This is a genomic window from Mesorhizobium norvegicum, assembly GCF_004919685.1.
Classification (GTDB): Bacteria; Pseudomonadota; Alphaproteobacteria; order Rhizobiales; family Rhizobiaceae; genus Mesorhizobium; species Mesorhizobium norvegicum.
The window spans coordinates 1-24570 of record NZ_SMYZ01000046.1; the positions used below are offsets into that span (position 1 = coordinate 1).

Annotated in this window: 24 protein-coding genes and 6 pseudogenes; 11 read left to right on the top strand and 19 right to left on the bottom strand. The window is 59.8% G+C overall.

Annotation, left to right across the window (positions count from 1 at the left end):
- Positions 1-183: 183 nt before the first annotated feature.
- Entirely contained in the window at positions 184-645 is a 462-nt protein-coding gene (locus FCU66_RS19295; protein ID WP_136620849.1) for a hypothetical protein, read from the bottom strand.
- A 158-nt stretch (positions 646-803) separates the two neighbouring features.
- On the opposite strand from FCU66_RS19295, the gene FCU66_RS19300 reads away from it, so the two are divergent.
- Positions 804-1559 (top strand): hypothetical protein, encoded by a 756-nt coding sequence (locus FCU66_RS19300; protein WP_136620848.1) that lies wholly within the window; start codon positions 804-806, stop codon positions 1557-1559.
- Positions 1560-1814: 255 nt separating this feature from the next.
- The gene (locus FCU66_RS42550) at positions 1815-1937 is read left to right on the top strand and encodes a hypothetical protein (protein ID WP_281285532.1); all 123 of its coding nucleotides are present in this window, start codon (positions 1815-1817) and stop codon (positions 1935-1937) included.
- Position 1938: 1 nt separating this feature from the next.
- On the opposite strand, the pseudogene FCU66_RS19305 reads toward FCU66_RS42550, so the two are convergent.
- The 4 genes and pseudogenes from FCU66_RS19305 to FCU66_RS19320 form a co-directional block, all read right to left on the bottom strand.
- A pseudogene (locus tag FCU66_RS19305) lies at positions 1939-2235 on the bottom strand (SOS response-associated peptidase family protein); the annotation flags it as partial.
- 292 nt (positions 2236-2527) lie between these two features.
- On the bottom strand, positions 2528-2911 hold the full coding sequence (locus FCU66_RS19310; protein ID WP_136620847.1) for a response regulator transcription factor: 384 nt from the start codon (positions 2909-2911) through the stop codon (positions 2528-2530).
- 1 nt (position 2912) lies between these two features.
- On the bottom strand, positions 2913-3554 hold the full coding sequence (locus FCU66_RS19315; protein WP_136620846.1) for a response regulator transcription factor: 642 nt from the start codon (positions 3552-3554) through the stop codon (positions 2913-2915).
- On the bottom strand, positions 3551-5755 hold the full coding sequence (locus FCU66_RS19320; protein WP_136620845.1) for a PAS domain-containing sensor histidine kinase: 2205 nt from the start codon (positions 5753-5755) through the stop codon (positions 3551-3553). The genes FCU66_RS19315 and FCU66_RS19320 overlap by 4 nt, the downstream gene beginning before the upstream one ends.
- Positions 5756-6128: 373 nt before the next feature.
- Here FCU66_RS19320 and FCU66_RS19325 point away from each other — a divergent pair, with 373 nt between their 5' ends.
- From FCU66_RS19325 to FCU66_RS19335, 3 genes are all read left to right on the top strand, one after another.
- Positions 6129-6638 carry a (2Fe-2S)-binding protein gene (locus FCU66_RS19325; protein WP_136620844.1) on the top strand — a complete coding sequence of 170 codons (510 nt, stop codon included), beginning with the start codon at positions 6129-6131 and terminating at the stop codon, positions 6636-6638.
- On the top strand, positions 6635-7651 hold the full coding sequence (locus FCU66_RS19330; protein ID WP_136620843.1) for an FAD binding domain-containing protein: 1017 nt from the start codon (positions 6635-6637) through the stop codon (positions 7649-7651). Before FCU66_RS19325 ends, FCU66_RS19330 begins: the two co-directional genes overlap by 4 nt.
- Positions 7652-7817: 166 nt before the next feature.
- Positions 7818-10019, top strand: a complete 2202-nt coding sequence (locus tag FCU66_RS19335; RefSeq protein WP_136620856.1) for a xanthine dehydrogenase family protein molybdopterin-binding subunit — start codon at positions 7818-7820, stop codon at positions 10017-10019.
- A gap of 304 nt (positions 10020-10323) precedes the next feature.
- On the opposite strand, the gene FCU66_RS41675 is transcribed toward FCU66_RS19335, so the two are convergent.
- From FCU66_RS41675 to FCU66_RS19355, 5 genes and pseudogenes are all read right to left on the bottom strand, one after another.
- Positions 10324-12354 carry a tyrosine-type recombinase/integrase gene (locus FCU66_RS41675; protein WP_206077174.1) on the bottom strand — a complete coding sequence of 677 codons (2031 nt, stop codon included), beginning with the start codon at positions 12352-12354 and terminating at the stop codon, positions 10324-10326.
- On the bottom strand, positions 12351-13388 hold the full coding sequence (locus tag FCU66_RS19340) for a tyrosine-type recombinase/integrase (RefSeq protein ID WP_206077173.1): 1038 nt from the start codon (positions 13386-13388) through the stop codon (positions 12351-12353). Before FCU66_RS19340 ends, FCU66_RS41675 begins: the two co-directional genes overlap by 4 nt.
- 41 nt (positions 13389-13429) lie before the next feature.
- Positions 13430-13732, bottom strand: a pseudogene (locus FCU66_RS19345) (SOS response-associated peptidase family protein); the annotation flags it as partial.
- A gap of 24 nt (positions 13733-13756) precedes the next feature.
- A complete protein-coding gene (locus tag FCU66_RS19350; protein WP_136620842.1) occupies positions 13757-13921 on the bottom strand; it encodes a DUF982 domain-containing protein in 165 nt (54 codons plus the stop codon).
- A gap of 107 nt (positions 13922-14028) precedes the next feature.
- Positions 14029-14934, bottom strand: coding sequence for a transcriptional regulator GcvA (locus FCU66_RS19355; RefSeq protein ID WP_136620841.1), 906 nt, complete (start codon positions 14932-14934; stop codon positions 14029-14031).
- Positions 14935-15146: 212 nt separating this feature from the next.
- On the opposite strand from FCU66_RS19355, the gene FCU66_RS19360 reads away from it, so the two are divergent.
- Positions 15147-15284, top strand: a complete 138-nt coding sequence (locus FCU66_RS19360; RefSeq protein ID WP_136620855.1) for a DUF1127 domain-containing protein — start codon at positions 15147-15149, stop codon at positions 15282-15284.
- 624 nt (positions 15285-15908) lie between these two features.
- On the opposite strand, the gene FCU66_RS19365 is transcribed toward FCU66_RS19360, so the two are convergent.
- Entirely contained in the window at positions 15909-16130 is a 222-nt protein-coding gene (locus FCU66_RS19365) for a DUF768 domain-containing protein (protein WP_136620840.1), read from the bottom strand.
- A gap of 562 nt (positions 16131-16692) precedes the next feature.
- On the opposite strand from FCU66_RS19365, the gene FCU66_RS19370 reads away from it, so the two are divergent.
- Positions 16693-16884 (top strand): hypothetical protein, encoded by a 192-nt coding sequence (locus tag FCU66_RS19370; protein ID WP_136620839.1) that lies wholly within the window; start codon positions 16693-16695, stop codon positions 16882-16884.
- Positions 16885-17275: 391 nt separating this feature from the next.
- Here the strand turns inward: FCU66_RS19370 and FCU66_RS19375 are convergent.
- Positions 17276-17477: pseudogene (locus tag FCU66_RS19375) on the bottom strand (DUF768 domain-containing protein); the annotation flags it as partial.
- 385 nt (positions 17478-17862) lie between these two features.
- Here FCU66_RS19375 and FCU66_RS19380 point away from each other — a divergent pair.
- Positions 17863-18324, top strand: a complete 462-nt coding sequence (locus tag FCU66_RS19380) for a Ku family protein (RefSeq protein ID WP_246093954.1) — start codon at positions 17863-17865, stop codon at positions 18322-18324.
- Positions 18325-18352: 28 nt separating this feature from the next.
- On the opposite strand, the pseudogene FCU66_RS41975 reads toward FCU66_RS19380, so the two are convergent.
- The 5 genes and pseudogenes from FCU66_RS41975 to FCU66_RS19405 all read right to left on the bottom strand — a co-directional run.
- A pseudogene (locus FCU66_RS41975) lies at positions 18353-18558 on the bottom strand (plasmid stabilization protein); the annotation flags it as partial.
- A gap of 378 nt (positions 18559-18936) precedes the next feature.
- Positions 18937-19605 carry a hypothetical protein gene (locus FCU66_RS19390; RefSeq protein ID WP_136620838.1) on the bottom strand — a complete coding sequence of 223 codons (669 nt, stop codon included), beginning with the start codon at positions 19603-19605 and terminating at the stop codon, positions 18937-18939.
- Positions 19586-19999 (bottom strand): phage holin family protein, encoded by a 414-nt coding sequence (locus FCU66_RS19395; RefSeq protein ID WP_136620837.1) that lies wholly within the window; start codon positions 19997-19999, stop codon positions 19586-19588. The genes FCU66_RS19390 and FCU66_RS19395 overlap by 20 nt, the downstream gene beginning before the upstream one ends.
- Positions 20000-20014: 15 nt before the next feature.
- Positions 20015-20542 (bottom strand): hypothetical protein, encoded by a 528-nt coding sequence (locus tag FCU66_RS19400; protein WP_246093955.1) that lies wholly within the window; start codon positions 20540-20542, stop codon positions 20015-20017.
- A gap of 226 nt (positions 20543-20768) precedes the next feature.
- Positions 20769-21204 (bottom strand): annotated as a pseudogene (locus FCU66_RS19405) (YciE/YciF ferroxidase family protein).
- A gap of 14 nt (positions 21205-21218) precedes the next feature.
- On the opposite strand from FCU66_RS19405, the pseudogene FCU66_RS41980 reads away from it, so the two are divergent.
- A pseudogene (locus tag FCU66_RS41980) lies at positions 21219-21826 on the top strand (hypothetical protein).
- Between the two features lie 154 nt (positions 21827-21980).
- Complete coding sequence (locus FCU66_RS19415) at positions 21981-22184, top strand: CsbD family protein (RefSeq protein ID WP_042640013.1); 204 nt, start codon at positions 21981-21983, stop codon at positions 22182-22184.
- Between the two features lie 502 nt (positions 22185-22686).
- Here the strand turns inward: FCU66_RS19415 and FCU66_RS19420 are convergent.
- Together FCU66_RS19420 and FCU66_RS19425 are read right to left on the bottom strand one after the other, a co-directional pair.
- Positions 22687-23085 carry a low affinity iron permease family protein gene (locus tag FCU66_RS19420; protein WP_136620836.1) on the bottom strand — a complete coding sequence of 133 codons (399 nt, stop codon included), beginning with the start codon at positions 23083-23085 and terminating at the stop codon, positions 22687-22689.
- A gap of 305 nt (positions 23086-23390) precedes the next feature.
- The gene (locus FCU66_RS19425) at positions 23391-23798 is read right to left on the bottom strand and encodes a DUF427 domain-containing protein (RefSeq protein WP_136620835.1); all 408 of its coding nucleotides are present in this window, start codon (positions 23796-23798) and stop codon (positions 23391-23393) included.
- A 402-nt stretch (positions 23799-24200) separates the two neighbouring features.
- Between FCU66_RS19425 and FCU66_RS19430 the strand changes: the two genes are divergently transcribed.
- Positions 24201-24401 carry a KTSC domain-containing protein gene (locus FCU66_RS19430; protein WP_136620834.1) on the top strand — a complete coding sequence of 67 codons (201 nt, stop codon included), beginning with the start codon at positions 24201-24203 and terminating at the stop codon, positions 24399-24401.
- Positions 24402-24570: the final 169 nt, after the last annotated feature.

Here is a 24570-nt window from a genome sequence, read left to right on the forward strand (position 1 = left end):
CCGACTGTCCCCGTCCGCGGTGGTCCGCATGTTTTGCGCTCGAAGCCGACCGGCGGAGATCGCGCGCATTTCCGCTTCTCGACAGTCCGGCCGCTGATCGGCGACGATGCGAGAGGATTGGCCAGTACCAGCGCCGACTTCGCCTGGAGGAAATTGATCAGGTGTTGCACCCTTTCGGCCCCCTCAATTGCGTGGCAGCTTGTGAATTTCCAGCCTGACGGGCCCTCCCCTGTCACAACTCGTGCAGAAGAGCGCTCGCTCGACCGAACTGAACAGAGCGCCTTTTACATAGCGTTCGATGAGCCCGGCAGGCTTCACCGTTGCATGGTGCGAACAGGATCTGCACCAAGCCCGCAACACATGCCATTCGCGAAGATCGCCGAGCGCCACGTCCAGGCCGGCGTGGACGCTGCCATCAATGATGGCCTGCGGCGGGATCTTCACCTCGCCTGGTGTCAGGATTTTCTCCATCACATGCCGACTGTTGTAGTGGATCAGCAACATGCCCGGCCGGCGCCGGATGGCAGCTTGCCAGGCCGCCTGACTCACCGTTGAATCAGGGGAACGCGAAATGGTTTCGGATATGGCCTGCTCGTCGCGATCCCAAACCTCGATCCGAAAATTGTCTTCCGCGGTTTTTGCCATAGCTTCGCCGGCCAGCGCGTTTCACGCCGAACCATGGTCCCTTTGCTGCTCCAGATCACGCTGAAATAAGGAACATATTCCTCCCTCGTCAAGGGCATGCTTGACTCTACGTTCTCTCTTTGTTCACTATTGGCGGAAATAGCCATAGGAGGCGAACCATGGAACTTCGCTTGAACATTGAAGGGGCGACACCCCAAGAGCTCCAACGCGGCATCGCGGCAGCCGAAGCGGTGTTTGCACGCGCCGGCATTACGGCCTTGCAAGGCGCGGAAGGACTGTTCGCGTTGGAAGGCTGGGACATCAAGGGCCTTCCAGAAGACGACAAGCCTACCGAGGACGAGGATCAGGCTGCCACTGTTTGGCTGGAAGCCGATGAGGCTGCGGTGGCGGCATGTTGCGCGGGCTGGCCGGCGGACAAAGTTCCGCACCATCAGGTCATGGAGCTGATCAACGTCCCCCGCACGAAGTTGCAAGCCGAGGCGGCTCCGGACACGTGGCCGGATCGTAAGCAGCTCTATCCTGACGTCGTCAAGCGGCTGGAAATCTCGACCGGCCCGGACCGCCAGATCGATTTCGATATCGCCTTTGTTCTCGGCTGGGTCCCCGAGCGGCCGACGCTCGATCGGGTTGAGCCGCTTTCGGAGGATGGAGACCGTATCCCCTTCTTCACCAGCGACCTTGCCCAGGTCGAAGAGATGGCTCGCAAGGCGCTGAAGGACTGGACAATCGAGATCGATCGAGATCCCTGTGATGCCCACGTTTTCGACCCGTCGGCCAGCGATGACGATGATGAGTTGCGCATGGCGGCATGGCGTGATTTCGACGGCTCCTTGCATATGGAAAAGCCGCCGGCAAATCCTGCAATCGCGCTGACGCTGGCAATGATGCGCGGCCAGTCAATGCATTTCGAATAGTGGTCAAGCGCAGTCGGGGCTCACCTACGCCATCGGTGATCGACCGCGACTGGCCACACCAGGTTGCGCTTCCGGATGATCTCTGCACCGACCGGAACTTCACCATGATCGCGAAGTTCTGCCACGAACGAGCTTAAGTACCAGACGCGGCAGGTCCAGGCGATATGGCCGAACGGCAAATATGAAACCTTTCGGCTCCATTGCTTCAGCGATGTCGCATCTGCAGAGGCCTTTCTGGATCACTTCGAGGGGCTGATGTTCGACCCGAGGCGAGATCGGGAGAATGGAAAAGTGCGAGGCGTCTGGCGCCGCACCGGCGAATACACGCCGGTGCTCGATCTCAGTCCCCTCAGCGTGCCGGAGACATTGCGCAGCTAAGTCACGAACTTTCGGGGCGAACTGTCTCCACCGACAGCGACCCGGCTGGAAGCGGCCGCAAAAGCTCGGCCTCAGGTTTTGTCAAATTGATCCAGGCCGCCCAATTGTCCGGCTGAAGGACGACCACCTGCCGGTTGTGATATGGCGCGACATCCGGCCCGGGATCGGTCGTCAGCATGGTGAAGGTGGGCGGCTTGTTGCCGACAGCTTCACGCCAAAGCCCAGCGACTGCCATGAATGGAGAGCCGGTGAGCGTGAAGCGATGTTTCGCCTTCGGATACTTCGTGCCGGTGAACTCAGTTATGTGGACATGCAACATCTTTTTGACGCTACGGTTGTGGCGAGGTTCGCCGTGCGAAGCCGTTCAAAACGAGCGCAGCACGGCGGACCTCACCCTGAAGAATTTCTGCTTTCGACCCTCTGCTGCCTTTGCGGAACGCAACGGTAAGGCACAGCTATCACCCCGAACTGACCCGTCGGATGGTCAGGCCGCGAGGTCCGCATCGGGTTCTCAAAGTCGACCTTGGCCTCCAGGCTGTCTGTTTCCAGCCTCCGATAGTGGACTTACCGGCCCCGACTGACATTCAGCGTTAGCCACCACCAGCGCGCAAGGCTTCCCCCACGGCCGTCAGTAGGGACTGGCCATCAAAGGGCTTGCGGAAGAAACCCTGACTCCCTTGTGCAAGTGCGCGGGGTTGGTCCGCGATTTCATGGCGACCGGTAATGAGGATAACGGGCAGCTCCGGACGCGTTTCCTTCACCAGCCGTTGCAGTTCGAATCCGTCGATGACCGGCATTCCGATATCCGCGATTAGGCAGTCTATCTCCGACAAACGCGCCTGTTCCAAGAAAGACTTCGCAGAGGCGAACACGTGCACCGAATGGCCGGCTGACTCCAGTAGATCTTCCAGGGACTCCAACAGGCGCACGTCATCATCGACCACTGCAATGACTGAGTTCGAAGGGATATGCATATCAAGCGATTCCTGCCCGCCGGGAGTGGATGACGGGTATCTGCAGCTTCTCGGCGAACCTGACCAGATCGGCGAGCGAGGCGGCCTCCATCTTGCGCATGACATTGCTGCGATGGATCTGGAAAGTGATCTCGCTGATGCCGAGCTCTGCCGCTGCCTGCTTGTTGAGGAGGCCGCTCACGACAAGGGGCAGCACCTCACGTTCCCGAGGCGTCAGCGAGTGAAATCGCTGCCGTAGATCGGCGAGAGCCGTTGTCTCTCGGCGTGCCGCGCCGTCTCGAGCGATCGCCACATGAATAGCATCCACCAATTCCTGTTCGCTGAAGGGCTTTGTCAGGAAATCAACCGCTCCGCCTTTCATCGCACGCACGGACGACGGGATGTCCCCGTGCCCGGTGATGAACACGATATGTGGGTGCTGCCCTTTGGAAAGCCGCTTTTGGACTTCCAGACCGCTAATGTCCGGAAGTTCGATATCAAGGACAAGACAGGTCGGGAGGTTCGGCTTCGGGTGAGCCAGATAGTCATTGGCGGACGCGAAGGCGATTGCACGGATGCCCAACGACATCAACAACTCGCACAGGGCTTCCCGCACCCGCTGGTCGTCGTCGACGATAAAGACGATGTGATCTTCCAGTGTCATCTGAGATCGCCTCCACTTGCCGGAAGCGCGAATGTAAACGCAGTTCCTGTCGGCTCGGTCGGTGCCGCCCACAGACGCCCGTTATGGGCCTCTACGATCGAGCGACAGATCGCTAGGCCCATGCCCATGCCGTCTTCCTTCGTGGTGAAGAAGGGCTCGAAGATCCGTTCCCTGTCCTTCAGTCCATGGCCCTGATCCCGGACCTCGACCAGCACCATCCCGGTTCCGTCCCGCCAGGATCGGATGAGCAGCGATTTCAGCGCTTCGATCGAGGATTCCATGGCGTCGATCCCATTGCGGATGAGATTGGCAACGACCTGTTGAATCTGCACACGATCGACTGAAACGTGGGGCAGACCCGGCTTGAGATCGGTCTTAACGGAGACATTGTTCGCGGAGAACCTGTCACCAAGCAGCCTGCATACCTCCAAAATGATCTGGTTGATGTCGACGGCTTCTCTGGCCACTACCTTTTGTTTGAACAAGGCCCGGATCCGACTGATCACTTCGGCAGCGCCGTTGGCGTCGCGAATTATACGCTCGGCGCTTATCCGAGCCCGTTCGACGTTCGGAGGCTGGGCGGACAACCAGCGCTGGCAGGCGTGGCCGTTGGCGACGACAGCAGCCAGTGGCTGATTGATCTCATGCGCAATCGACGCAGAGAGTTCAGCGAGCGTTGCCGCTCGCATTGAGCGTGAGAGCTTGTCCTGTGCTTCCCGAAGCGTCTCCTGCGTTCGCATTTCGTCTTCGATGTCGATCAGGACGCCATACCATTGGACTATTAGCCCACTTTCGTCGCGCAAAGGCTCCGCACGCCCGTCGACCCAACGGTAGACGTCATCGTATCGGCGATGACGATACTTCATGAGAAACGGCTCGCCGGTTCTGAATGAATGAGTCAAATTCCGCGTCAGCAGCGAAATGTCGTCGGGATGGACGGTTAACTGAATCGCATTATCTAAATCCCCCAGCGTCAGGCCGGCATACTGAATGAGCTTCTTGTTCATATAAGACGGCACTCCTTCCGGAGTGGCACACCAAACGTATACGGGTATTGCATCGATCATCCTGCGAAGCTGCTGCTCGCCTTGCCTTAGCGCTTCTTCAGCTCGCACTCGTTCGTCTGCGTCGATGTTCACGCCATACCATTGGATGATGGCGCCGTTCTCATCGCGCAACGGCTCCGCCCGACCCTGATTCCAGCGATATTCCCCGTCGGCACGGCGCAGCCTATAGGTAAGCTCGAAGGTCTGCCCGGTCTCAATGGACCGTGCCCACGCCTGTTTGAATCCGGGGACGTCGTCCGGATGCATCATCTTGTAGGAGGCTCGGAACAGCTCTTCACTGGATAGCCCGACATATTCGAGCGTGCGCTTGCTGAAGTAGGTTGGTTCGCCTGCCGCATTCGAGGACCATGCGAGGGCCGGCATCGTGTCGATCAGTGTCCGGAGTTGCTGCTCGCTTCGCCTCAGCGCCTCCTCGGCGCGCTTTCGATCCTCGATGTCGATTGTGGTGCCGTACCACCCTATTACTTGACCATCGCCATCGCGCGACGGTCGACCCGAGGCTCGAAACCAGCGATAAGAGCCGTCGAACCGACGAACCCTCAGATCCACCTCGTAGGGTTCGCCCGTTTGAAGGCAGCCCAGCCAAGCCTTCGCGGCACGCTCTGCATCTTCCGGATGAACTACCTGCTCCCAGCCGAAGCTGTCCGAGCTTTCTATACGGTCCAGGTCTTGGCTGGGCTTGCCGACGTAGTCGATGACGCTCGGGTTGACGTACATGAAGTTCCCTTTCGGATCGGTCGACCATCCGAGCCCGGGCATGCTTTCCACAATCAGCCGCGCTTCATGTTCGGTGAGTCTCGACGATGTCGCGCGCCGGTAATCCCGAACTACCCAGTTGATCGCGAATGCGGTCGCCAGGAAGGCCGCAAACTTCAGGTAGACAATGGGTTCCGTCGGATCACCGGCCGGGAGAACGATGAAGGCAAACGCAATGCCGCAGACGGCGATCGAAAGGGCGCAGGACCATCTGCCCGCATAGAAGCAGAGCGCTGGAAGGGCCGCGAGCAGCCCGGAAGGCTCACCCGACAGTCCTCCCAGGATTACGCCGGCGCCGCCAATCGCGAATGCCAGCGTGCGCGGATGAAACGACGAGGAAATCTCCATCGCAGCAAATCCCTTGGTCTGGACCAGCATGCACAGTCATCACGCAGCGGCTCGAAGATCAGCCTGCCGCCAGGGACTCTGTCCGCCGGCGAGAGCATCATATCAGAGCAAGGCTCTGCCGTGGGTAACGGAAGTACATATATTGACAGGCTGCATTCGACAGTTACGAGGCCCGGCAGGCGAAGGTCGCTCAAACTGCTGTCCGCGCGCGCAGGTCCCAACAGCCCGTCTAATAGAAAGTCATAATAGGCGACGCTATGTCCGAGGCGGTACGTTTCTCCTGACCTCATTGATTGTTGGCCAAAGGATGAAGCCAACGAGCGGGCCCCGCTCGGACAGCGAGATTAAATCGCCTTCTGAGTTGGTTCACCGCCAATAGTCCTCCTGTTTTGGAGAGATGCACATGGCACGAGCGCTCGCGACCACCCAAACAACTCTGCTGCCGCCAGGCAAGATTTCGGTTGAGTTGGTCGTAAACGGCGTCGAAACCAAGTTTGATGTCGCTCCGTGGACAACCCTACTCGACGCCCTGCGGGAACGTCTCGATCTCACCGGCACAAAAAAAGGTTGCGATCACGGCCAATGCGGTGCTTGCACGGTGCTGGTCGATGGGCGGCGGATCAATTCCTGCCTCACCCTTGCCGTCATGAAGGACGGTGCAAAGGTAACCACGATCGAGGGGCTCGCGACGGACGGCGCGCTGCACCCGATGCAGCAGGCCTTCATCGACCACGACGCGTTCCAGTGTGGCTACTGCACGCCGGGCCAGATCTGCTCGGCGATGGGTTTGATCGCGGAAGGCAAGGCGAAAACCCCTGACGAAATCCGCGAAATGATGAGCGGCAACATCTGCCGCTGCGCCGCCTATCCCAACATCGTCGCGGCCATCCAGCAGGTAATGGGGGCATCATGATCAATTTCCAATATACCCGTGCCAGCGATGTCTCCGATGCCGTGCGGCAGATCGCGGCCGATCCCACGGCGAAATTCATCGCGGGCGGAACTAACCTGCTCGATCTCATGAAAGAGGATGTCGAACATCCCACGCGGCTGATCGACATCACAAGGCTGCCGCTCACGAAGGTCGAGGAGACCGCTACAGGCGGTTTGCGGATCGGTGCATTGGTGCCCAATTCCGACCTCGCCTGGCATGCGGCGATCACGCAGCGCTATCCGGTCCTGGCGAGCGCAATCTTGGCGGGCGCCTCGGCGCAGTTGCGCAACATGGCATCCACCGGCGGCAACCTACTCCAACGCACGCGCTGCTTCTACTTTTACGACACGGCGACACCCTGCAACAAACGCGAGCTTGGCAGCGGCTGCTCGGCGATCAAGGGCATCAATCGCATCAACGCGATCCTGGGGACGAGCGATGCCTGCATCGCGACCCACCCCTCCGACATGTGCGTGGCGCTCGCCGTGCTCGAGGCGAGGATCCATGTGGCCGGCCCCGGGGGCGAGCGCATCGTCCCCTTTGCCGACTTCCACCGCCTGCCCGGGGAAACGCCGGAACAGGACACCAACCTGGATGCGAACGAAATCGTCACGGCGGTGGAGCTTCCCGCCGAAGGTTTCGCCAGGAACTACACCTACCTCAAGATCCGCGATCGCCTGTCCTATGCCTTCGCGCTGGTGTCGGTGGCGGTCGGGCTGGAAATGGACGGCACCACCATCCGCCAGGCGCGGTTCGCGCTCGGCGGGGTCGCGCACAAACCGTGGCGCGATCCGTCGGCCGAGGCGGCGTTGAACGGGCAAGTCGCAAGCCCGGAGAATTTCAGGCGCGCCGCCGACCTGGCGCTGCGCGACGCCAAGGGATTCGAGCACAACGCGTTCAAGATCGAACTCGCACGCCGCACCATAGTTCGCGCTCTGACGCAGGCGTCTCGCGGCACGCCTCAATCCCAGTCCAACAAGAAAATCGCGTGAGGGAGCAATGTCACACGATCGCTCCATACCCCGACGCCCAGGTGACATCAGCCGCCGCGAGATCATGCAGGGCGCTATTGCAATTGGAGCGCTCGGATATGTAGGTGCCGACGCCGCGACGTCCGTGGCAATTGCGGCCGAACAACAAAGTCCAGTAGGCACGCCAATCACACGTTACATCGGCACCGCAATCTCCCGTATCGATGGAGACGCCAAAGTCACCGGCGGGGCGAAATATGCCGCCGAGTACAAGGTGCCGGGCCTGGTCCACACCTTCGTCGTCGGATCGACCATCGCCAAAGGACGCATCGTGCGGATCGATGCCAGCGAGGCATTGCTGGTCGAAGGCGTGATCGCGGTGTTGACGCACGAGAACCGCCCGCGCATGGCGGACAACGACAAGGCCTATAAGGACGACGCGGCGCCGGAGGGCGCGCCGTTCCGGCCGCTTTATGACGGCAAGATCAAGTTCAACGGACAACCGATTGCGCTCGTGCTCGCGGAGGAGTCGGAGGTCGCGCGCTTCGCCGCCTCGCTTGTGCGCGTGGAATACGAAGATGAAGCGCACGTCACGGACCTGTATCGCCAGCGTGACGCGGCTTTCGCATTGCCGGAGCCGGCAAAACCGCGGGGCGACGCAGCGAAGGCCTTTGGGGCGTCCGATGTGCGTCACGAGGGTGAATATTACGTCCCGATCGAGCATCACAATCCCATGGAGCCGTACGCTTCAACGGTAACGTGGGACGGCGGCGGCAAGCTGACGATCTATGACAAGACTCAGGGCGTGCAGAACGTGCATCGCTATGTGTGCGGCGTATTCGACATGAAGCCGGACGATGTCCGCATCCTATCGCCCTATGTCGGCGGGGCATTCGGCTCAGGGTTGCGCCCGCAGTATCAAGTGGTTCTGGCTGTGCTGGCGGCGCGCGCGCTGGAGCGGTCGGTGCGCGTCGTGCTCACGCGCCAACAGATGTACTCGCTGGGTTATCGACCCGCGATGATCCAGAAGATCCGGCTGGGCGCAAAGACCGACGGAACCCTCGATGCGATCACGCACGACGCGGTGACGGCAACGTCACAATACGAAGACTTCTATCGCCGCGAGACCACATGGTCGGGTCTGCTATACCACAGCGCCAACGCGACGTACGCGCACAAGCTGGCGCGGCTCGATCTTGCCACCTCCTGCGACATGCGCGGACCGAGCGCAGCGACCGGCGTCTATGCGCTCGAAAGCGCGATGGACGAACTCGCGGTTGCGCTCAAGCTCGATCCGCTGGAGCTGCGCTTGCGGTGTTACTCGGATCGCGCCCAGACCGAAGGCGACGTGCCGTTCAGCAGCAAGAACCTGCGCGAATGCTACCGCCAGGGCGCGGAAGCGTTTGGTTGGGACAAGCGCAACCCCGAGCCACGCTCCATGCGCGACGGCAGCGATCTGGTCGGCTGGGGCATGGCGACAGGCGTTTGGGAGGCATTGCAGATGCCGATCACCGTCCGGGTCGTGCTGACCGCGAACGGTCACGCGGAGGTGGCGTCCGCGACGTCGGATATCGGCACCGGCACCTACACCATCATGGCGCAGGTCGCGGCTGATATGCTCGGCTTGCCGCTCGGCAGCATCAGCGTCAAGCTCGGCGACTCGACACTGCCGCAATCGCCATTGGAGGGTGGGTCATGGATCGCGGCCTCAGTGTCGAATGGGATCGTGACGACATGCAAGGCGATCCGCGAGGAATTGTTACGTCTAGCGAAGAAAGTGCCGAACTCGCCGCTTGCGAAAGCAACAGTCGACGAGGTGGCGCTTGCGGACGGCAGGCTTATGAGCAGGCAAGATGCTTCACGCGCGATATTGATCGCCGATGTGATGCGGCACGGCGCAGTCGACCGAATCGAGATGGAGAAGTCCACCAGCTTTGCCAATGACGGCAAGCACGCCCATAACACGCATTCGGCGCTCTTTGCCGAGGTGAAGGTGGATGAACAGCTTGGTGTCGTCCGCGTCACCCGTGTTGTCAGCGCCATCGCGGCCGGGCGCATCCTGAACGCCAAGACCGCACACAGCCAGATCATGGGCGGCATGGTGTGGGGCATGGGAATGGCCCTGCATGAAGAAACGCTGATCGATCATAATTTCGGGCGCATAATGAATGCCAACATCGCCGAATATCATGTCCCGGTGAACGCTGATGTGCACGACATCAAGGTGATCTTCGTCGACGAGCAGGATGAGATCGTCAATCCGCTCGGTGTGAAGGGATTAGGCGAGATCGGTATCGTCGGCGTTCCGGCTGCGATCGCCAATGCAATCTATCACGCCACCGGAAAGCGAGTGCGCGATCTGCCCATCACGCTCGACAAGCTGCTGTGATTGAACGGTCGGAACAACAGTTTTCGACTGAGGACAGCCGAAAGTGGCGAACTGCCGGAAGAGGATGATTATTTGATTCAATGCCGGACCTGATGCGACGTTCCAGTTCACCTTGCGCTCGCATCGAGAGGCCCGGCTGTAACCTGGGCGAGCGTCAGCTTCTGCGTTCTAATTCTCCGAAACTGACCGACCGCTTTCGGGCCAAATCCCGCCCTCCAGCGGATTTGACGGGAACGTCGAATCCTGGCGCGACCATGCTATTCCGCCAACGGCCCGAACGGCGAAATTCGCCCCTTCTGTGCCGTTAAGAAGGTGCAACCCGGCCGATCAGAGGAGCGGGCTCGCCCAGATCTTTGAGTAGCTCCTCAATACGTTTACGCGTGCAATCGTGGCGTTCGGCTTCGCGATGAAATCCCTTCGCCAGCGCTTCATCCGCCAGCGTGATCTCTCGAATCCGGCGCTCCCGGAGCCTCGGCGCATATTCGGGTGTGGTCACGAACTTGGCGCAAGTCAGGTAGAGGTCACATTCGCACGGTCCTTCTTCCGGCAGCCGCAAACAGTGGCCGAGCTCAAGCTCCGTTCGGAAGAAGTTGCTCTTCAGCCAAGCCAATGAATCCTTCGGCATCGCTCTTGATCGCAATGTCTCGGCGAGCGGTCCGGCAATCAGCGCGCCTGGGCCGAGCACCTTCATGTAATCCTCGCGAACCGTCGCGTCGCTCAGATGCGCATAGACCAGCGTCATTCCGGTGCTGGTGTGGCCGAGCATCTTCATGACGGTGTGGACGCGCGCGCCACCCTCGATCAGCTCGGTGCCGACGGTATGGCGGAAACGATGGGCTGTGATCGTCGCGCGACCACGATCGTCGACGAGACCGGCCGTCTGGCACGCCGAGTCCAACGATGCCTCGAACAACGTCTGCGGCGATATGCATTTGCCCTTCAGCGAGAAGAGCCGCCGCACTTCGATGCCGGTGCGTTCGTCAGCAAACCCGCGGCCTGGCGGATCCAGTGCCTGAAGCTCCCGAATGGCCGTAGCGGCTTCCGGATGGAGCGGCACCATCCGCTCCTTGCCGGTTTTGCCGGCGGGAATCCTCAGGCGTGAAGTGCCATCGGGGTAGGTGTCGAGGCAATCGTACTCGAGCCGGGTGATCTCCGAACGCCGAGCGCCACTCCATCTGGCGATAATCAGCGCGGCTCGCTGATGGATATCAGGCAACACCCGAACCGCCGACATCAGTCGATCGAGCTGCTCGGCGGGAATGAAGCGCGGAAGGCGGGTCGGGCGGTTTGGCAGGTCGCGCGAACCGATGATCGGACGCAGTGGCGCATCAGGCCAATCCCAGGCGGTCGCGTCATGGAACATGACCGACAGACCGCATAGACGTTGAAGCTGCACATCGAGCGAAAGGCCGTCATCAACGAGGCTGGCCGCGTAGGCAAGAATGTGTTCGCGATCCAACTCGCTGAAGGATTCGATCTCCGGCGCATTGTGCCAAAGCCAGTTCGCCAGATGCCGCCCGCTGTTGCGATACTTCTCCAGCGTGCTTGGCCGTGCGCCCATGGCACCGCGCGCATCGGCATACCGGACGATCAGCACCTCCATCCTCGGCTTAACTCGGAAGATGCGGGGCTGGACGGTGGTGCGGCGCGGTGGCCTCGCCACAAGATGCTGATGATAAAGCGCGACCTGCAGCGACCAGGCAACGCCGCGCATCGCGTCTCGTCGGCTGCGAAAGAGCGCCTCGGATCCGAACACGATCTCTCGATCCGATCTCGCTTCCAGCGACTTCCAGGCGTCCCTGAACTCCTTGAGGTGCCGCTCGCCGGTGCTGATCGCGCCCTCGCCATAACGCAAATAGAAGAGCTTGATCGCGCGGCCGATGCGCTGGTGGCCGCGCTTGTATCCAAGCGTCACGAGCTGTTCGCCGAGCCGGTGCTGGAACGTCCTTACCGACGTCGGAAGATAGTCATCGCGGAAGCGGTGGTCGCTGACGCCGATGATCCAGTCCCAATCGAGATCGATCCGGCCGATCGAGGAAAGGAAGTAGATGTATTGTCGGCCTTTGACGCAGGCATAAGCGGATCCGCGCCTGACCTCCGATGCGCCGATCCGCTCATCGAGCGGCGCACTCAGCCAGTCATCGAGGTCGGGATAAAGTCGTGCGAACTTCCAGGCATGTTGAAGGTGATAATTGCGGCCCCCTAGAGGATGCGAGCCCACAACCGCCTCATAAAGGTCGAGCGCATGCCCGCCTTCGGGCCGTTCAAATAACTTCGACATAGCGCGTCCGCCCGCTTGCGCAGCGAGGGCGCGCTTGTAGTCCTCCAGCATCATGGCATCGCTGACCCTGGTGTAGCCTTGGTCGATCCATAGGAGGCATGGCCGAGCCGCTTTTGCAGCGCGAGCTCGCGCATTCCACCCTCCCAGAGCAACGTCGCGTGAGTGTGGCGCAGCGCATGCGGCGTGATCCATGGCTCGTGAAGACCCGCTGTTGCGCATCGGCGCTTGAACATCTTGGCGAGCGCGGCGTAGCTTAACGCCTCATCAGCCCTCGTTCCTCCGCCACAGACCAGGAAGAGATGGCGGGTCGGTGCGCTCCCCGGCCGCTCTGCCACAACGTAGCGGCTGACCGCGGCAAGCGCCTCCGGCTCATGAAGATCGATGACACGTTCCGTCCGGCTCTTCGTGCGCACGCCCTTGGGGTGATCGGTGCGATGCCGGATCGTGACGCGCCGCCGCCCGTACTCGATGTCGTCGAGGTGGAGGTTCAGCACCTCGCCGGGCCGCAGCCCGCCCTGCAGCATGAGCAGGGTCATCGCGCGATCGCGTGGCCGATCCACCACGCTGAGCAGGGTCTCCACCTGTTCACGCGACATCGGTCTGGGGAGCCGTTCCACCCGCTTCAGTCGACGCGCACCGCGTGACCTTCGTCGTGCGACGCCGCCACGCACCAGCTCTTGCGGTGTTGCGAGAGGATTGGCGTCGATGCCAGGTTCGTCCGCGAGAACGAGGTGATCGAAGAAACTGGAGATCGCCGCCATGGTGCGGTTGATGCTGGTCGGCGACAGCGTTGTCCGGATCGCGGCTGGAAACGATGTCAGCCTGACCCGATTGCTTTGGATATTGCCGTGCCACGCCAGCAGATCGACGCTGTGTGCCACCTTGAACGACGAGAGCGTCAGGCTGCTTTCTGCGAGAAACGTATAGAAGCGCCGTAGGTCATAAAGATAGGCAACAACGGTGTGGGGCGAACATCCACGACCAAGCAGACCGCGGACGAAACTCGCCGCGTGTTCGTCGACAAAACCATGTTCGTCGATCAGCTCAAAGCGATCGCCAGCCTCCGTTCGCATCCGAACAACGCGCATCCTCGAACCTTCCAAATCGCATCATCAATAAGTGTCCACATAAATTCGAAGAACGCGGAGGCCGGAATGAGACAGCGCTTGCTGTTTCCGAATTGCCGCCCTTCGGCGCGGAAGTTGAACACAGGCCCGCCCTTTGGTCCGGCAGGCGGAAATCCGAACGTCATCGATGCCAGTTCGATCGCATCGCCGGCGGCGCGCATTATGGGCGCCGGGTCATTGATGCGGACGTCGTCCGCCTGGGGCAAATCGAGTTCGGTTTGATGAGTGGGTATTTTGAGCGCCAGCGACGCCATAATTCGGCAATATTCGGCCCAGGCTATATGCTGCTCGTAATCGTTGCACATGGACGGCTCCAGACTGCGATCTTATCACACTACGGCATATAGAGACGCGACGGAAAGCGGCCGGCACTCAACCCCCGGATCTCGTTCAACCAGAATATCGGCCTCCTTTGCGGCCTCAAGGAAAGCCTTCCGAGCGTCGCGGGTCTCTTTGAGCCCCTCGATAACGCCAAGGCAGGCTTTGCCAAGCACGAGATCGCCCTCTCCTCCTTGGAAAGAAGCCCTACGGGCTGGGCATTCAGCGAGAGCTCAATTGCGAGAGGCGACCGCGTCACCATCGTGATCTGGAAGGCGCTGGCCTATGGACCGAGCGTCTTGAGGCGGCGCATATCATCGGCGGCCTCGGCCAACAGCCAGTCACGGAATGTCGTGATTTTGGGGAGTATCGACGTCGCCTTGGGGCAGACGATCCAGTAGGTCTTGGACAATCGCAGAGCCGTGGCGAACGGTCTTACGAGGCGCCCGTTGATGAGGTCCCAAGCCGCAAGCGTGGTGCGGGCGAGCGCGACGCCCTGGCCGTCGACAGCGGCGTCTATGACCATGCTCGCGCGGTTCAAGACCGGTCCGTGGGAGAGTTCGGCATCGACCACGCCAGCGGCCTCGAGCCATTCCGACCAGTCCTTTCGGTCATCAAGATGCAGCAACGGAAAATTCAGCACGTCGGACGGCTCGCGCATCCGCTGGTGAAGTTTGGGACTGCAGACCGCGAACAGTTGCTCGGAGCACAGGCGGACAACATCATGCCCCGCCCAATTGCCATCGCCATGCCGCACGGCAAGATCGACGTCCTCTCTAGCGAAGTCGACGTGATGCATGGTTGCGGAAATCCTGAGATCGATGTTCGGATGCGTCTCGGCAAACCTGCCAAGGCGGTTCACCAACCACTTGGCGGCAAAGTCGGGCGACGTGCTGACCGTCAGCGCTCCGGCCCGAGATAGATGCTGGATGCGTTGCGTGCCGAGAGCTATACGGTCGAAGGCATCGCGCACCACCTCTAGATAGGAGAGACCGGCCCGTGTGATGCTCAGCTTCTGACGTTCGCGATCGAACAGCCTGATACCCAATTCGAGCTCGAGCGCCTTCACCTGATGGCTCACCGCGCCCTGCGTCACGGAAAGTTCGTCCGCCGCCCTGGTGAAGCTCTCGTGGCGCGCCGCCGCCTCGAAGGCTTTGAGGGCGTTGAGTGATGGCAGTCGGCGGGCCAATTTCGCACCATGTCATGAGAAAAATTGGGCCGAGCACGAGAAACCATGCTTTGCGCCCATGGGCAGATTGGAGCATTTGAGCGCCACACGTCAACATGGATGCTGCGAAAGGATGAGAAATGTTGGATCACCAGCTGATTGAAGGGCGGAGACCTTCGTCGTCGCTGCCGACACATGTCCGTCACATCATCAACAATGTGATAGGACCGATCATGGTGGTATCGCGCTTCATACAACTCCACTGCCAACGCGAACAATTGGCCGAGCTCGAAGACCATCAGCTTGCAGACATGGGTCTGAGTCGTGCTCAGGTTCGGAACGAATGCGCAAAGTGGTTTTGGCAGGCCTAAATTCGCCATCAAAGCGCAAGGGCAAGTCGTCCTGGCTCCTCAAATATTTTGCGCGCCAGGAAAAAAGCCCGCTACGTCTTTCGACGAGCGGGCAAGTCTGCGGCTGCTTGGGGGTGAGATATGGGATTTCACCCAGCCGCGGATCGAAAACGACAGCCGCCCGCGATGGTTCCTATTCAGGGCCTTGGCTGCTTTTAGCTGGCTCGCCCGGGCCGGGTAGGCCCAACGTCAGTCGAATGCCACCCCAACAGACTGTCGGGGCGCTGCTGTTTTCTTGCAACCCGTAACGGCGCCGGCTCAATGCCGGTAGAACTGGTCGGGCGGAGACCCCAACCACCTCAAGCCCGACGAGCCAACGTCTGATCAGAGTGCGCGATCAGGGCCGGGATCAACCGAAGCTTGTGCAAGATGGAGGCCGGCAATTCTTTCCCGAGATGGGACAGGCGCACATCCGCCACGCTGCCGTCGCAGTGCAAGGTGGGAGGCCGGGCGGCGAAGGTTGTTTAGCATTGCCTAACGTAAGAACGTGTCTCGCACGTTTCACGAACGGAAAGTGTGTCTGGCTATATCGGTTATATTGGGGCCGAATCCTATAGGCGGAGCGACTTGTGCTAGGTGGCCCGGTCAGTCCGCAACGCCAGCATCGTGATGGACAATGACGTCCAGAATTGCCTCGTAGACGCTCCCGGTGTCTTCCTCGATCTCCACGCTGTTGATCCCGAGCGCCTTGGCGTCAGCGAACAGTTTTTGCGTCAGCTCGGCGACTGAGATGATGTCGGCGCCAACGGTCGCGGGTATGTTCGACGAAATCCATTTGTACAAAAAGTTGGTGCCGCGTGTGCTCATGACCAATTAAGCTGGGCACCCGAATTCGGTTCCACGTCGTTAGGTAAGAGCGTTCATTTCTAGTCGGTGGGGTCTACGGGTGAGACGCGATCGAAGACATGCAGCGCCACTGCCTTGTGCATCAGTCGAATGGTGATCGATTTTGAGTTGCTCAAAAATTCGCCCCAGCAAAGCCAATTCGGCAGAGCATGTCGCAAGTCTTCCTCGCCCGTAGGTGCTTCACACGGCCGATCAGGCCCGGCTTAACCCAACCCCTCGCCGGCCGTGATCTTGGCTCGGCTCGCCGCAAAGCTTGCCGCGAATTGGGAGCGGGCCGAACCCGAGAATGTTACTGCTAGCGAGCGGCAGGACTACCGGACGCGTTCATTGATCGCTGTCATGGGGGATTGTTTCAATCGGCTTTGGATGTTTCGGCGGCATGATTGGGAAGCCGCATGATCTCCTTCCCTGGCGACTTTTTAGGAACCGCTAATTTCTCTCGACTGCATATGTCATTTTTAATTGCGAGGATTCCAGGGTCATAAAATGCCCGACGTTCCCCATTGCTGAGAAGGCAACCCCGATGGATAGCGTGATTCCAAATGGCAAGGTTCATCCTTGCGTGGAAGTGGTCGAAGCCTGCGGCGAATGGTTCGTCCGCGTGGTCGAGGAAGACCAGGCGCTAACCCGAGCATTCGAGATTGAATCCTTCGCTCTGGCCTATGCAGAGGGCCAGCGGAGACGCCTAGGGCTTGCCGATTTCAAGAGGATTTAGGCTTTAGAGTTCGGTTTCAGCATCCGGGCCTCGCGCAAAAGAGACGACCAGCTGTATGAGAATGATAGACACAACTGCATTATGGGACCTTCGCATGCCATGCCGCTGCCAAGGCTTTCTTGGTCGCTATAGCGTCACTGAAAGGTCGACGAGGAGTAAGTCTAAAGTTTCATCTCTCAAATCCTGCGCAAATCTTCCTCGCGGCGCGTCTCCACACCGTCCATCAGAGTCCCATCGCGCCAATTGTGCCTGTCAACTTAGCCGGGAAGCGTTGGACCAATGCGTGTGGGGTCAGACTTAGTCCCCTCTACACGCTAAATACCAGATGCGGCAAAGGCGTGTGGACGGCCCGGCTTGGCAGGGCGGTCGGCTCAGTCAGCCAGCAGGCATTGTGATGCACGATGGCGTCGAGGATCACCTCATAGGACGCTGCCCATTTCTTCTTCGATCTCGTTGCTGTTGATCCCGAGCGCCTTAGCGTCGGCGAACAGCTTTTGCGTCAGCTCGGCGACTGAGATGATGTCGGCGCCGACCGTCTCGGGGACGTTGCTGGAAATCCACTTGTGAAGGAAGTTGGTGCCGCGCTTGCTAATCGCCCGTAAGCCGGAAGCAGCCGCTAGGGTCTGTTACCGGCCAAGAGGCAACCTCGAAAGGGGAAATGAGTTCAGACTCAAGCCCACGCTGGCCCTATAGTTGGCGATGATCCTAGAGGCCAGGGAGGCCCGTGCCTCAGTTGATTGGTGGGGAGAGTTGAGCTGCTGAAGACCCGCCCCCATAACCAATTGGCCCGCGCCCGGTTGCAGCGGACGCGGGCCGACCAAGAACACCTCCTTGGCCAGCAGCCGGAAGTGAGGACACGACCTAGCTGCCGCAAATCAAACAGGCGGTGCCGATCGAGGTTCCAGGCAAATTGAAAAAACCCGCCACCATACGATGGCGGGCTTTCTGACTTAGACTTATAGATGGGGCGAAAATTAGTTGGCGCCGCCGAGCTGCTTGGTCATCTTGCAGAATTCAAAGAAGGTAGCGGCCAGGTCATGCGTCGTACTCTACCAGCGAGGGCGGGAAGTGCTTATCCAGCCCTTTGAAAAAGGCATGTTGCTGACCGAGCTTCGCACTCACAACGAGATGGTCTCGGAAGACAGCGTCTTCAAGGAAATCAAGAAAACCGACTACGATCCCGAGCTGCTGGAAATCGCCGGCATGCTGATCGACAAGAAAGTCACCAAGTTCGACCCGTCGAAATTCGAAGACACGTACGAGGATGCATTGATCGCGATGATTGACGCGAAGCGAAAGGGCAAGGCCCCGCCGAAGCCAGCGCCGAGGCCGAAGGAGAATGTGGTCAACCTCGCCGAGATACTGCGCAAAAGCCTGGCCAGCGAAGGTGGCGCAGCAGCCAAGGGCAAGGCTGCAACTTCAAAGCGAAAGTCCGCATAAAACGCCTAAGGGCTTTTGTTGCCGGGCGCTAGTGGCCAGCGTGTCCTGCGTTCCGCTTCCTGGTGGCGGCCGCCTTCTTGCCCGAAGCGGATTTGCTGGCCTCGGACCTTGATGCTGAGGCCTTTCCGCCAAGCTCGCCCCTTTGTGGGCAGCTGGGTTGCCGGTGTGCTTTCCGCGCCCAGATCCGCCTTCCTTCTTGCCGCCGCCATCGCCCTTGTGCACGGTAGCCCAAGCCGCGCCCTGTCGCCAGACGCGGACCCAACCGGCACTTGCGCCGGCTAGCAGCTGAGGGAAGCTGCAAACTTAAGAACCAATTGAATCCGATCTTGTTCCAACGCCGGCGCCGGCTCTCGGATTTGGTGCTGTCAAGCGCTAGGGAACCAGCTCCGCGGGTAAAGCCGCACCAATTTGTCGAGGTGCAGGCGAACCAGTTGGCCTTCTGCAACGCAAATGTACCCTCGCCGACGAGAGAGGACTGACGACGATAACTATCTCAAACGTGAAGCAGGGTGTTCGCGTTGCCGTTCAAGATCGATTATGCGGCGAACCTGGAATACAACACCACAACGAAATCGTGTCGACTTGATCGTACTCGGTTGGCGAAAATACCCCTCAGGCGGGCGGATCGCCACCGTCGCCAGGCTCGTTCATATAGGCGCCGACCGTCGCCATCACCGCCAGGAAAGCAGCAGAGTATCTTGCAAAGCCGAAAGCCTGCGCGGCTGCCACTTTTGCGCCATGCGAATGCTGGCTGACGAATTTGGAAGCGGCGTCTTGAACTTCACCGGCCGCTTTCCCTAAGAGTTCGTGTTCATTCGCGGTCGGTTGAAACGCCCGGCCAATCATATGGCCGATCAACAATCCTGCGGCCGAGCCCGCAAAGGCTTTCGCACGAGCTAGGTTGGTGACGGTGTGGCGCGATCGATTCAAATCGGGAACGGGTACTGCCGCCCGGTCAGTGCTGACAGGAATTGACGCGCGCAGCTCCGGTAGAGAAGAGCGTTCCGGCGCGGAGCCGGACGAGTTGCTCCTTCTCCCAGCGTCAAAGACTGCCACGGCGCCCAACGCGACCGCCGCGGCCATGCCCCCGTTTTGTTTAATTGTCTCCGCCACACCTCCTACGACGCCGGCGACCTTGTGCTTGGCATAGTGGGTCGCGACATCGACCAGGTACCGAGGCTGCAAGCGACGGCTCACTTCGCTGACCGGCCCAAACAGCGCCTGCCGCTCCGCTCGGCTTTGGACCATAATCTCGCGAATTTCATCGTTGAGTGGAGCCATAGCGCACCCCCTGCTTCAATGCAGCCAGATCGCTGCGAACCTGGTTTACCGTCTCCACCGGAGTGATGGTCCATCCGACCAGTGCTCGCTTGGCCAGGTGAAGAGACAGCAGCCCCCCGCCGACCAGAATGATACCAACGATCAAACAGGCAACCATCGCGCCGACGCCAAAATGGATCATCGTCAGGATCAGGAATTGGACCATCGCGAAGGCGGCCAGCAAGAAGAAAATAGCGGCCGCGATTCCGCAGGCACCGGACGAGACAATCGTGGACGTCTTGCCTCGCATCTCCGCCTCGAGCAAGCGTAATTCCAGGCGCATCAAGGAAGCGAATTGACCTAGCACTTCGTTGACGACAGTCCCGAAGGGACGGCGATCTACACCATCATCCATCTCGCAAGTCCTCTATCAGGACCGGTCGGAGCTTCGCATGATCCGAGTTAGCATCACGCCGGCCAGGATGCCGACGCCGAAGAAGGCGGCCGGCTGCCGCTGCGCGAACTTCGTCACCGAGTCCATTAGTTCGCCGACGTTGCGATCCCTAATGTCGGTCGAGATCCGCTCCACACCTTCAGCCGCACTGCGCACCATCCCGGCGACCTGTGGTGATTGTTTTTCGATGTCGTCGGCGGCCTCCTTGACGGAGTGCGCGATGTTGGCGATCGCGTCGGCACCAGCGGTCTTGTTCGACTCCACCGCTTCCTTGAACGCACCTGCGGCGTCGGCGGCGACAGTGCCAGCGTAGTCCTTTGCGTCGGTCGATACAGAGGCTGCTGCGTTCTTCAAATGCGTCGCCGTTTCCGCTGCACTTGTCTTCAATTTGCCGATAGCTTCGGCGCTATTGCCGGCGGCGCGATCAGCATCCGTTCTATCAAGAAAATCGCCCTTGCCAGAGGGGCTGGATCGACTGAATTCATTGGTGTTGATCGGGTTCATGGTGTTTCCTCCTGTTATTTTAGGTGAACTCCGAGACGACCCTACGGTTCCGCGCATCGGCGAAAATCCTGTTGCGTAGTGGGCTGCCGTCGTCATAGGCGGCACAGCCCCTCGAATCGCAACGGCGAAGAGCGGTTTCGCTAGGGTCGCAGCAAGGCGTTCCAAGAGTGGCGAAAACAGAGGGTCGCCTTCCCAGCAAGGACGAGTTCCGCATCACAGGGAGTCGTCAACTTGGCTTGTTGATCGACGTGACCGCGAGGTTCGTCAACTTGTTGTTGGTCGCCTTCTCATGGTCGAGTATTTCGCTGAGCAGCTTGTGCGCCTCGTCATGCCCGAGGTTTTTCGCCCATTCACGCAGAGACCCGTACCGGGAAATTTCGTAGTGCTCGAATGCCTGGCACGCTGCCAGCAAGCCTGCCTCGAGAGCTGTCCCTGACGCTTCTTCCATCAGCCCGTCGGCTTCCTTGATAAGGCCCTCGATAGCGTCGCACTTCTCGCCCGAGGCCGTCTTGCCTATCGACTTGAACACCTGCTCCAGCTTCTTGATCTGCACCTTCGTTTCCTCAAGATGGTCCTCCGCAGCTTTCTTTGGCTTGGCATCGTTCGCCGCCTTGGCCACTTTGGGCAAGGCCCTTGGTAATCGCGTTTTCGGCGTAATACATATCCTGCAGGGTACATGAGCACCTCGCTGAATGCCGAATGGCCGCTGCCACCGTCGGCGACCCTTGGGCCGTCCCCGTTCGTACGAAGGGGATCCAGCGCGAATTGCGCGCTCGCCTGCCGTGGACAGTGCGCAAGCAGGTGAAGGCAGAGACCGGTCGCATTGCATTGAGGATGCCAGAAGGCGGGGCAGACGAATTCCAGGCCGCCTCTGTGACAAAACTCTGGAGGGCATCGACGAGCTGCCCGTGCTTCCACGCGAGGTAGAGGATGTTCTGACGTCTCTGCGCGTGAGCGCCACAAATGGATCAAGGATGGTCGGCTGCAAAGCATTGGCACGCGCACTGTCAAGATGCGCGGCAGATCCAAGAAGGTCACCTTTCACGTGTTCGATCCACGTCACATCGAGGACGTCCTGGATCGTGATCTCCCGGCCGTCTGGCGAGAAGAGGATTCGCAGGAAGTCTCGGGAAATAGGCGGCGCGGCGCCGGCAAGGCCCCCCTGACGCGCGCGGGAAAGTTGCAGGTAAGGTCCGCAGTACCAAGAGCGTCCCAGAAGCAGATGGTCAAAGGCCAAACCTTCAGGGGTGGGACGCGTTCGAGGTCGAGGGATTGTTGCGCTGATGACGACAAAAATGCGAGCCGTCATGCGATCGAAACTGCTTGTTGTGGCGCGGCTTTCAACGCCTGCATCGATGCGGCCCCATAAGGAAAAATTGGAACTCCCATAGGCTGACGGCGTTTTCGCTCTATCCGAAACGAAGGAGGATAGGGTGTCATGGACTGGAACCGTGTTGAAGGAAACTGGAAGCAGGTGAAGGGTAAGGTCAAGGAACAGTGGGGTAAGCTCACCGATGATGATCTCGACCGTATCGCCGGCAAACGCGATCAGCTCGAAGGCAAGATCCAGGAGCGTTACGGGATCGAGAAGGATCGCGTTCGACGCGATATCGACGACTGGTACGGTCGCCAAGGCTGGTAAACACCGAGACCCTGCCTATTTGAGAAGGGCGTCGTAAGGTTACCGCGCCCTTCTTTATTGCCTCTGCAACCATGGACATCCTGCAGAAGGCCTCGGCTGCTCCACTGCTTGGCAGGCCGATAGATCCGAATCGAGGGCAGTCCTTCCGTCAGCCGCGTCACCGCCTACAGCAGCCGAACATTTCCCTTTTGAAGCCGAGCTACGCACGCTCTTTACGCGGATGGTCAGCGTTCCGACCGGAGCGGCGTTCAGGTAGTGGAAAGCAAACTTTCCGGCCCTGACACATCGTTTAGGTGAGGCGCAGTTCATCACATTGCCATCTGCTAGCCTGGCAGTTGTCGAGTATTATCTTGCCATCGGCCGATATGGCGTGGCGTCGGTCAGTCCACCAAGCCGGCACGGCCGTAATGGTCAATACCCGCGAGCTGCTGATAAAGTATCGGCGGCCGAACAAGCTGGTGAAATGGCACCAAAGCCATAAAGAGGGCTTAGATTAGGCGCCTTACGTCCCATCGGAGTTGTCTGCGTCAATTTCGGCGACTTCCTCCCGACTTGTGCGAGAGGGGTGCATGAGATCGGACTGGGCCTCCTGTTCGAGTTGCGTGAGCTTCGATTTAATCTCATGCGGGTCGGCGTGCTCCAGCCCCACCACGTCGTTTCGGGTCTCTGCCAGCGCGATAATCAGCTCGTCCAGCTTGGCGTGTATGGCGGCGGTGTCTCGATAACCCTGGATCAGCACAACGCCCGTGATGATAATGGCCGCAACCGACAGTGCGTAGGTAACGGCATTTGTAAGACCGAAGGGCACCAAAAGAGTGCAGAGCACCATCGCCACGACCAAGACATAAAAGCCGGGCGGACGCGACAGAAAGTCGGCGGCGAGAAACAGGAACCGGTTCACGTGAGGAACAAGCCGGCCAAGAGGACAGTCAGCATGAGCGAGACGGGCACCGCAAGGTGCCATCGGGCCTCCATAACGCTATTGTGCCGCTCATCCATTGCCGTCGCTCCCAAAATCGCATCATCAAAAAAGACTCCAGCGCCTCCCGTCGGCGCTGCAGGTCTGCCCTCAACCGCCGTTTGCGGGAGCGGTCCGGTGCAGGGCGCTGCCCGATGAGGTGGATGGCGCCCTTCAAAAACAAGCCTCGACACGACACTTCGCCATCGCCGTCGGCCGCCAAATGCGGAGGTCTCCGGAAGGGCAACCTACTCCGTGAAATGTGGCGTGTGCCGCTTATCCTCGGCAGCATCGACGTCAATGCGTGCTTTTTCCGCATCGAAAGCGCCATGACGTACAATGGCCTGTGGTGCCGCGTCCGGCGTCTCATATGTCCACATGAAGTTGTCGGACGAGGCACCCACAGCATGGACACGCCAGTAGCTCGCGGTTCCTTTCAATGGGCTCTCGCTTGTGGTGCTCGTCTTTTCGAAAAGATCGAAATAGATGTCCTCGAAAGGGATATAGAACACGGGCTCGTGACCCTCTTCGCGAAGCACTTTTGCTCGTTCCGTGGCAGCCACTATTGCGTCGGAAAATCGCACTGTCACCGTGCCGGCAAACGGCTCTATTGCCAACCGCTCTGCATATCCTGAAATCGCGCTTGAAGTTTGCATCTGGTTTCTCCCTGGCGGATTGATAGCGGGGACAACGTGCTGTCCGCGACCGCGAAGACGAAATGCGCGGAGATGCATGAGGTTCCGGCATTCGCGCGAGAGCGTCGACAATTCGGCCCGAGGCGCGTTTGGTTGGGGAAGTCACGCGCCATAGCGTGTTTCCGACAACGTCGGCGTTCACAGCGCGCCGGCCTTGTCGACGGCCAGGGCCAACGGGCCGCCACGCCTTTGATCCTCCCAAACGATCGCTTCTGTCCCTTGCCAAATCTTGCATCGCGCTTTTCTTGAATATCAATCTACGCGCAACAGTGGTTTAGGTCGACGCAAGTCAAGCGAAAGGCGCCTGGCCAGGGGAACTCGAGGGTCCTTTGCGGGTTCTAATCCGCGTCATCGGGTGCCAGTATGCCGTCGACAGTGATCCGAAACACCAACTACGATCCCACGACCAGGACCCTCTCCGTCTGGTTTGTGCCGAGCGGCAATCGCTATGAGTATGAGAACGTTTCTCCAGCAACCTATGCCGCTTTCAGGAAGGCCTTCTCGAAGGGCCGCTTCTTCAACGAATTTATTCGCGATTTCCACAAGTGTCGCCGCGTGGCATGACCGCCTGTTCGAGCCACTCCGCGGCGCGAGGCAGAGATTACGTCCTTGACGTCTCGGCGGAGCAAATATGCCCGTGAACCGGGACACCATGTCCCGCCCGTCCGATAACCCATCGGAGGGGAGGCATCGTGGTTGAATAGGCAATCGTAGTCGCCATGGCCAGGTACCG